The following is an 8,650-nucleotide window of genomic DNA, read 5'->3' on the forward strand; positions in this document are numbered from 1 at the left end:
CTGGTGGACGACGGGAAGTTCGTCCACGAGGTGAACCTGACCCCGGGGAGCTTCCACGACCTCGCTTCGCTTCTCCTCCTTCCCCTGGACCTTCCCGAGGGGGCGGAGCTCTACCTGGACCGGGGGTACGAGAGCCATCTGTACGAGGACCTCCTCCGGGAGGCCCAGGAGGTTGTTCCCATGGTCATCCGCAGGAGGAACAGCCGGCGGTATCTCCCTTGGATGCAGTACCTGGCCATCGTGGGGCGGAGGGTGGTGGAGACGGTGGGGAGCATGCTCCATCACCTCTTCCCCAGGCGCATCCACGCCGTGACCCAGGAGGGTTTCGTCATCAAAGTTCTCACCTTCGTCCTGGCCCATAACATCAGTCTCCTGACCCAGAAGATGGCTGGGTAGCAACTTGGGTGGTGGTATACTTCCACGGATGGACCGCATCGTCATCCGGGGGGCGCGGGAGCACAACCTCAAGAACATCAGCCTGGAGCTCCCGCGGGGCAAGTTCATCGTCATCACCGGGGTCTCCGGCTCGGGGAAGAGCACCCTGGCCTTTGACACCCTCTACGCCGAGGGGCAGAGGCGCTACGTGGAAAGCCTCTCCAGCTACGCCCGGCAGTTCCTGGGCGTCATGGACAAGCCCGAGGTGGAGAGCATTGAGGGCCTCTCCCCGGCCATCTCCATTGACCAGAAGACCACAAGCCACAACCCCCGCTCCACCGTGGGCACCGTCACGGAGGTCCACGACTACCTCCGCCTCCTCTTCGCCCGGGTGGGCCAGGCCTACTGCCCCGAGTGCGGCCGCCCCATAGAGAAGCAGTCCGCCAGCGAGATCACCGACCGCCTCCTCAGGCGCCCCCCCGGCACCCGGGCCATCCTCATGGCCCCTTTGGTGCGGGGGAGGAAGGGGGAGTACAGGAAGCTCTTCCAGCAGCTCCTGAAGGAGGGGTACGCCCGGGTGCGGGTGGACGGGGTGATCTACCTCCTCGAGGAGGCCCAGAACCTCAACCTGGAGAAGTACGAGAAGCACGACATTGACCTGGTCATAGACCGGGTGGTGCTCAAGGAGGAGGAGCGCCCCCGCATCGCCGAGGCCGTGGAGCTCGCCCTGCTTCGGGGGGAAGGCCTGCTTAGGGTCCTCTACCCGGACACCGGGGAAGAGGAGCTCTTCTCGGAGAAGTTCGCCTGCCCGGAGCACGGTTCGGTCCTGGAGGAGCTGGAGCCCCGCATCTTCTCCTTCAACGCCCCCTACGGGGCCTGCCCCGCCTGCTCGGGCCTCGGCTACAAGCAGGAGTTTGACCCGGAGCTCATCGTGAACCCCGAGCTCTCCCTGGCCGAGGGGGCCATCCTCCCCTGGTCCCGGGGACGGGACACGGGAAGGAGCTACCTCTGGGACCGCCTTAGGGCCTTGGCCGAGCACCTGGGCTTTGACCTCAAGACCCCCTTCAAGGACCTGCCGGAAGAGGCGAAGCACGCCGTGCTCTACGGGCTTCCGGAGCCCTTTGAGGTGGTCTTCCGCCGGGGGAACAAGGAGACCTTCCGGGTGGAGGTGCACTACGAGGGGGTCATCCCCTGGCTGGAGAAGCGCTACCAGGAGGCGGAGTCCGAGGGGGTGCGGGAAGCCCTGGAGGCCTTCATGTCCCTAAGGCCCTGCCCCGTCTGCGGAGGCACCCGGTACAAGAGGGAGGTGCTTTCCGTGCGGGTGGCGGGCAGGAACATCGCCGAGGTCTCGGCTCTTCCCGTGCGGGAAGCCCTGGAGTTCTTCCAGGGCCTGGAGGAGAAGCTTTCCCCCTTCCAGGCCCAGATCGCCAGGCCCATCCTGCGGGAGATCGTGGAGCGCCTGGGGTTCCTGGTGGGGGTGGGCCTGGACTACCTCACCCTGGACCGGGCGGCCAACACCCTCTCCGGGGGTGAGGCCCAGAGGATCCGCCTGGCCACCCAGGTGGGCTCGGGCCTCACCGGGGTCCTCTACGTCCTGGACGAGCCCAGCATCGGCCTCCACCCCCGGGACAACCAGCGCCTCATCGCCACCCTCAAGCGCCTCCAATCCCTGGGCAACACCCTCATCGTGGTGGAACACGACGAGGAGACCATGCGGGCCGCGGACTGGATCGTGGACATGGGCCCGGGGGCGGGGATCCACGGGGGGGAGGTGGTGGCGGAGGGCCCCCTGGAGGAGATCCTGAAAAGCGAGCGAAGCCTCACCGCCGCCTACCTTCGCGGGGACAAAAAGATCCCCGTGCCCAAGGAGCGCCGCAAGGGGAACGGCAAGTGGCTCGTGCTCAAGGGGGCCCGGGAGCACAACCTCAAAAACGTCACCCTCAGGATCCCCCTGGGCCGCTTCGTGGCCGTCACCGGCCCCTCGGGCTCGGGGAAGAGCACCCTGATCCACGACGTCCTCTACGCCGCCTTGGCCCAGCGGCTCATGCGGGCTAAGACCACCCCCGGGGCCTACGAGGCCCTGGAGGGGGTAGAGCACCTGGACAAGGTCATTGAGATTGACCAGTCCCCCATCGGCCGCACCCCCCGCTCCAACCCCGCCACCTACACGGGCATCTTTGACGAGATCCGCGACCTCTTCGCCAAGACCCCCGAGGCCAGGAAGCGGGGGTACGGCCCGGGCCGCTTCTCCTTCAACGTGAAGGGCGGGCGGTGCGAGGCCTGCCAGGGAGACGGCACGGTGAAGATTGAGATGCTCTTCCTCCCCGACCTCTACGTCCCCTGCGAGGTGTGCAAGGGGAAGCGCTACAACAAGGAGACCCTCGAGGTCAAGCTCAGGGGCAAGAACATCGCCGACGTTTTAGACATGACCGCCGAGGAAGCCCTGGACTTCTTCCAGAACGTCCCCACCATCGCCCGGAAGCTCCAGCTCATGGTGGACGTGGGCCTCGGGTACATGAAGCTGGGCCAGCCCTCCCCCACCCTCTCGGGAGGGGAGGCCCAGAGGATCAAGCTCGCCACGGAGCTCGGCCGCAAGTCCACGGGCCGCACCCTCTACATCCTGGACGAGCCCACCACGGGCTTGCACTTTGAGGACGTGGCCAAGCTCCTCTCCGTGCTCCACCGCCTGGTGGAGGCGGGGAACACCGTGGTGGTCATTGAGCACAACCTGGACGTGGTGAAGACCGCGGACTGGGTCATTGACCTGGGGCCCGAGGGGGGCGACCGGGGCGGGGAGATCGTGGCCGAGGGGACGCCGGAGGAGGTGGCCCTCTCAGGAAGCCCCACCGGGGTCTTCCTGGCCCGGATCCCGGAGATCGCCGAGAGGCTGAAGGTGGCGGCGGACTAAGTACCCCGCTCTGGCTTGCGCCAAAGCGGGGGCCCCAAAAGAGCCTTCGCAAACCCCCATCTCCAGCGTCCTATGTGGCAAAAGCAAGGTGCGGGCACTTAGACCCCTTGGGGGCGGGGTAGCGAAGGGGAAGCCCTAGGCCCTGGCCCCTTTAGGGCTTCGGGCGAGGATCCCTTCCAGGGCCAAGGAAAGGGACTTCTCCAGCTCCTCGGAAAGGCTCCGGTGAGGGGTGTAGGCGGCCCAGCGCAGGGCGGCGAGGAAGTAGAGGTCGGCCAGGGTGCGGCCCATGCGCTCCAGGGAGAGGTCCTGGCGCACCACCCCCCGCTCCCGCAAGGGCCTCAGGACCTCGGCGATGAGGTCGCCCAGGGGAAGGGCCTCAAAGGCCGCCTTGGCCCGGACGGGATCGGGGTTCAAAAGCTCGTAGAGGAGGGGGAGGAGGAGGTCTTTTTCCGCCTCCGTGGCCCGGGCCACCTCCTCCAGGAGGAAGCGGAGGACGGCCAGGGGGTCCATCCCCTGGGCGAGGCGCCTCCGCACCTCCTCCTTGAGCCCGGAGAGGAGGAGGCTTCCGTAGTCCAGGAGGACCGCCTCCTTGTAGGGGTAGTAGTTGAAGAAGGTGCCCCGGGACACGTGGGCGGCCTTGGCGATGTCCGTGGCCGTGGTGGCCTGGAAGCCGCGCTCCCGGAAAAGGGCCATGGCCGCCTGGAAGATCCGGTCCCGGCGGCGCTTCTTCTGGTACTCCCGGACGCCCATGGGGTAAGTGTACTCCGGTACAAACTCAAAGCTCAACCGCTTTGCCGACCCAGTCCGAGAAGGCCCCAAGGAGGGCAAGCCCCCCCCGGGTGGTGTAGACCTTTCCCTCCCGGTGAACGCCCCCAGGCACCACCCGGTAGCCCCGGGAAAGGAGGGCTTCCGCCACCTCCTCGGGGGCCGCCACCTCCTGGGGAAGCCTTCCCGCCTCGGCCAGGAAAAGGTGGGCGTTGTAGCCCAGGAAGACCGCCTCGAGGCCCTCCCACACCTCCTCTAAAAAGGCGAGCCAGGTGGGGTCCTGGGCGGGGCGCTCGGGCCTTCTGGCCCCCGGGACGAGGAGGGCCTTAGGGGGCGGGGCCGCAGGGAAGGCGTAGGTGGGGGTCCAGACGGAGCCCGCCAGGGCCAAGGTGCCCTTGCGGCCCTTGGCCACGGTGTAGGCGGGAAGGCCGAGGCGCCTTGCCCCCTCGAGGGCCAAGGCCGCCTCCAGCTCGGAAAACTCCGGGAGGAGGAGGACGGCGAGCACCCTGGGCCCATTATGGCAGAAGGCGGAAGAGGAGAAGGGCGGCCTCTCCCCTTGAGACGGCCTCCGGGCCCTCCACCTTGGCCTCCCCCAAGGCCAGCAAAAGCTGGTTGAGGAGCTTCCGCCCCAAAGGGCGCTGGAGCTCTTCCCGGTAAAGCTCCCTGGCCTTCAGCACCACCCGGAGGGGGTCCTCGAGGCCCTTGGCCCGGTAGTAGTGCTCCAGGTTGGCCAAAAAGTCCCCGAAGAGGATGGGGTCGGCGAGGCCCAGGCTTCCCCTCAGGTAGTAGGGCCCGGCGAAGAGGCCCCGCCGGAGGAGGCTCACCGCCTCGCGGAAGCCCCGCTTCCCCTCCTCCGGCTGCCCCTTTTCCCCGGAGGAAAGCCGGGCGCCCCGCTCCAGGAGGCGCTTGCGCAGGGCCTCCACCCCGCCGGAACTGCGGGCGAGCTGGTGGAAGTCCGCCAAGGGAACCTTCTCCAGCCCCACCTGGGGGGCCTTGCGCAGGAGGGCCGCCGCCACCCCTGCGGCCTCCCCCAGGGCCATCTGCAGGGGCACCACCCGGGCGGAGAAGGCGGCCACGCTGTCAAAGCCCGCCGCCTGGGAGACCACCAGGAGGTTTTTGACCTCCCGGGGCACCAGGGCGCGAAAGGGGACCCCGTAGGGGGCCGGGGTGCCCAGAAGGTAGGGGGTCTCCCCGGGGAAGTAGGCCTGGCCGTCCAGAGGGTACCCCCCGAGGGCCACGGCGTCGGGGAAGTTCCTGCCCCAAAGGACCTCCTCGGCCCGGAGGCGGTAGAGGGCCTTCAGGTGGCGGCTTTCCCTGATGTAGAGGGCCGGGGCCACGCCGGCGAGGCGGGCGGTGCCGAAGACCAGGGGGTCCTTCTCCCGCAGGAAGGCCACCACCCGCAAGGCCTCCTGGGCGGCCTCGGCCCGGGCCCGCTCCAGGCTCAAGGGGTCCGTCCCGTCCACCCCGAAGAGCAAGAGGGCGTTCACCAGGAGGCTCCCGTCGTCCTGGCGGGCCAGGTTGAGGCCGCGGAGGGCGTAGCGGGCGGGGTCGGAGGGGACGTACCCCCGCACCAGCTCCCCGAAGCCCCAGCCGCTTCGCCCCCAGGCCCCGGCCCCCGTGCGCCGGACCTGGCCCTCGTAGTTCAGGGCCAGGAAGACCGCCCCCCAGGGCACCCCCTCCAGGCGGAAGACCAGGGTGGCGGCCATGGCCCTTGGGTCCAGCCCCGTGTCCTCCCGCCCCAGGGTGAAGGAGGCCCCGGCGCGGAAGGCCAGCTCGGCGGTGTCCGTGGCGTCCACGAAGTAAAGGGCCGGGTAGGTCCCCTTGGGGGTGGCGAGGGCCAGGAGCTCGGCCCCTTGCCGCTCCAGGCGGTCCAGGGGCTCCTCGAGGCGCACCTCCACCCCGGCCTCCTGGAGCATGGCCCAAAGGGCCCGCTCCGCCCTCTTCACGTCAAAGGAAGCCTCCTGCCCGATGCGGCGGTAAAAATCGCCAAACAGCCCCCCCTGGAGAAGCCCCTCCCGGTCCTTGGCCAGGTCCAGGGTGGCGAGCCACCCCTGGGTGAGCACCCCCCCCACGCCCCGCCCGGGCTCCAGGAGGAGGACCTTAAGCCCCTCCTGGGCCCCGGCCACGGCGGCCATAACCCCCTGGGGGGTGGCCCCGTAGACCAGGAGGTCGTACTGGGCCAGGGCCAGGCCCAAGAACAGGAGCAACGCCAACCCCGCGCGCATATCCCCTTGAAGAAAGGCCCCGGGGTAACCCCGTCGGCCCGCTCCAGGATCCCCGCCCTAGGGCAGGCTCCGCTTGGCCTCCTGGTACTCCGCCACCAGCCGGGCCACCACCTCCTTGGCCGAGGGGATCTCCCGGAGGAAGGCCACCCCGTGCCCGGCGGAGTAGACCTCCTTCCAGGCCTTCCCCCCGCCCTGGCGGAACCGCTCCAGGGACTCCCTGAGGAAGTTGGCGGGCACCCCGGTGACCTCGGGGGTGTACTCTATGTCCTCCGGAGAGGCCCGAAGCAGGGCCTCCTTGTACTCCAAGGACGCCCCCGACTCCAGGGTGGCGATGAAGCGGGTGCCGATGTAGACCCCGTCCCCCAGGGCCAAGGCGGCGAGCACCTGCCTCCCCGTGGCGATCCCCCCGGCGATGAGGACGGGCACCCCAAGTTCTTCCCTAAGCCAAGGCCCGAGGACAAAGGGGCTCACCCTCCCGGCGTGCCCCCCGGCCCCGCAGGCCACGGCCACCAGGGCGTCCGCCCCGGCCTCCACCGCCTTCTTGGCGTGCCTCAGGCCCACCACGTCGCACCAGACCACCCCGCCGTAGGCCTTGACCCGCTCCACCACCCGGGTGGGGTCCCCCAGGGAGGTGACCACGAGGGGGACCTTGCGCTCGGCCACCGCCTCGAGGTCCGCCTCGAGGCGGGGGTTGTCCTTCAGGATGAGGTTCACCCCGAAGGGCACCCCTTGGGGGAAACTCTCCAGGAACTCCCGGAAGGCCTGGTGGGTGCGGAAGTTGAGGCTCGGGATCACCCCGATCCCCCCGGCCTCGGCCACCGCTTGGAGGAGGGGGGCGTTGGACACCAAGAACATGGGGGCGGCCACGATGGGGTAGCGGATCCCCAGCATTCGGGTGATGGCGGTCTCCATGGGGGAGATTTTACCGGGTTCAAGGATAATCGGAGGGTGGAACCGGACCGCTCCCTAAGGCTCGCCATCTGGGAAGGCGCCCTCTCCGTCCTCTTCCTCAGCTGGAGCACGGGGGTCATCCTCACGGGCTACGCCCTGGCCTTGGGGGCCTCTCCCCAGGCCCTGGCCCTCCTCGGGGGCCTTCCCTTCTTGGCCCAGCTCCTGGCTCCCTTGGCCCTTTTCCTGGGGGGAAGCCGCAAAAGCTGGAGCCTACGCCTCAACCTCTTAAGCCGGAGCCTCTTCCTGCCCGCCATCCTGGCGCCCTTTCTGCCGGAGGCCTACTGGGTGCCCAGCCTCCTGGTCTTCGCCGGGATTTCCCAGCTCCTCGCCGCCCCCGTGGGGGTTCTCTGGCTCTCCTGGATGGCCGACCTGGTCCCGGAGGAAAAGCGGGGGCGCTACTTCGGGTTACGCAACGCCCTTTTGGGCCTGGTGGCTACCCTGGGCAACCTCCTGGGAGGGGCGGTGGCCGACCACCTCCCTCCCCCCACCGGCTACCAGGCCGTCCTCCTCCTGGGGGTGGCCTTGGGCCTCCTCGCCCTTCTCCTCCTCCGCCTGCAGGCCGAGCCTCCTCCCCCGGCGGGCCCGGCGCCCCTTCCTACCCTCCTGTCCGCCTGGAAGGACCGGAGCTACCGCCGCTACCTAAGCCTCGTCCTCGGCTGGTACCTGGCGGTGATGGTGGGGGGGCCCTACGTGGTGCCCTACTTCCTGGAGGTGGGCGGCCTCTCCATGACCCAGGTGGGCCTCTGGACGGTGCTTTCCGCGGTTTCCGGCCTCTTCTTCGGCCCCATGTGGGGGCGCCTCGCCGACCGGGAAGGGCACGGGAAGGTCCTCTTCCGCGCGGGGCTCGTGGCCGCCCTGATGCCCCTCCTTTGGCTCTCCGGCTCCCAGGCCTTCCCCTGGCCCATCTGGCTTGCCGCCGTGGCCGACGCCCTGGCCTGGAGCGGCCTCAACACCGCCCTGGTGAACGTGGTCCTGGCCCGTTCCCCGGCGAACCTGAGAAGCGGATACCTGGCCCTTTTCTGGCTGGCCCTGGGACTAGGAGGGCTTTTGGGAAGCCTGCTCGCGGGCCAGGTGGCCCGCATCCCCTTAGGCCCAAGCCCCTATCATACCCTTTTATGCTAATTCCTTCGTCCTAGGCCACCAGTGGAACAGGGTGTGCCGCCTGAGGGTCTCGGGGTCCTGGGCAAGGACCCGGCACCGCTCAGCCACCGCCTCCATCATCTCCTCAAGGTCCCGGAAGTACCGGTTGGCCACCGCCTCGTTCACCAAGGGCCACACCCGCTCCACCGGCTGCAGCTCCGGGCTGTAGGGCGGCAGGAAGACCAGCCGCACCCCCTCCGGCACCTCCACCCGCCCCGACACGTGCCACCCCGCCCGGTCCAAGACCACCCACGCCTCCTCCCCCTCCCCAAGCCAGGCCCGAAGC

General features: G+C 69.1%; 7 protein-coding genes and 1 pseudogene. 3 read left to right on the forward strand and 5 right to left on the reverse strand.

Translation table 11 applies throughout. From position 1 onward, the window contains the following. Window positions 1-396: pseudogene (locus BLP62_RS12535) on the forward strand (IS982 family transposase); the annotation flags it as partial. Between the two features lie 28 nt (window positions 397-424). Then, window positions 425-3,283, forward strand: a complete 2,859-nt coding sequence (uvrA, locus tag BLP62_RS12540) for an excinuclease ABC subunit UvrA (protein WP_093008643.1) — start codon at window positions 425-427, stop codon at window positions 3,281-3,283. Between the two features lie 135 nt (window positions 3,284-3,418). Here uvrA and BLP62_RS12545 read toward each other — a convergent pair whose 3' ends face one another. The 4 genes from BLP62_RS12545 to BLP62_RS12560 are packed head-to-tail and all read right to left on the reverse strand — an operon-like array spanning window position 3,419 to window position 7,185. Next, entirely contained in the window at window positions 3,419-4,033 is a 615-nt protein-coding gene (locus BLP62_RS12545; RefSeq protein ID WP_093008644.1) for a TetR/AcrR family transcriptional regulator, read from the reverse strand. 25 nt (window positions 4,034-4,058) lie between these two features. Then, window positions 4,059-4,553: a hypothetical protein gene (locus BLP62_RS12550; RefSeq protein ID WP_093008645.1), complete on the reverse strand. Its 495-nt coding sequence runs from the start codon at window positions 4,551-4,553 to the stop codon at window positions 4,059-4,061. A 10-nt stretch (window positions 4,554-4,563) separates the two neighbouring features. Further along, window positions 4,564-6,273, reverse strand: coding sequence for an FAD-dependent oxidoreductase (locus BLP62_RS12555; protein ID WP_093008646.1), 1,710 nt, complete (start codon window positions 6,271-6,273; stop codon window positions 4,564-4,566). A 57-nt stretch (window positions 6,274-6,330) separates the two neighbouring features. Beyond that, window positions 6,331-7,185 (reverse strand): NAD(P)H-dependent flavin oxidoreductase, encoded by an 855-nt coding sequence (locus tag BLP62_RS12560; protein WP_093008647.1) that lies wholly within the window; start codon window positions 7,183-7,185, stop codon window positions 6,331-6,333. A gap of 36 nt (window positions 7,186-7,221) precedes the next feature. On the opposite strand from BLP62_RS12560, the gene BLP62_RS12565 reads away from it, so the two are divergent. Beyond that, entirely contained in the window at window positions 7,222-8,346 is a 1,125-nt protein-coding gene (locus BLP62_RS12565; RefSeq protein ID WP_093008648.1) for an MFS transporter, read from the forward strand. On the opposite strand, the gene BLP62_RS12570 is transcribed toward BLP62_RS12565, so the two are convergent. Next, window positions 8,338-8,650: transposase (locus BLP62_RS12570; RefSeq protein WP_176758231.1), on the reverse strand; the 313-nt coding region annotated here is incomplete at its 5' end. The two genes, BLP62_RS12565 and BLP62_RS12570, sit on opposite strands and share 9 nt — an antisense overlap.

It is taken from the genome of Thermus arciformis (assembly GCF_900102145.1).
GTDB classification, from domain to species: Bacteria; Deinococcota; Deinococci; order Deinococcales; family Thermaceae; genus Thermus; species Thermus arciformis.

Bases quoted from the DNA above. Each gene is read 5' to 3' on its own strand.
- BLP62_RS12560 (WP_093008647.1), bottom strand. From the start codon at position 7,185: ATGGAGACCGCCATCACCCGAATGCTGGGGATCCGCTACCCCATCGTG.
- BLP62_RS12545 (WP_093008644.1), bottom strand. From the start codon at position 4,033: ATGGGCGTCCGGGAGTACCAGAAGAAGCGCCGCCGGGACCGGATCTTC.
- BLP62_RS12555 (WP_093008646.1), bottom strand. From the start codon at position 6,273: ATGCGCGCGGGGTTGGCGTTGCTCCTGTTCTTGGGCCTGGCCCTGGCC.
- uvrA (WP_093008643.1), top strand. From the start codon at position 425: ATGGACCGCATCGTCATCCGGGGGGCGCGGGAGCACAACCTCAAGAAC.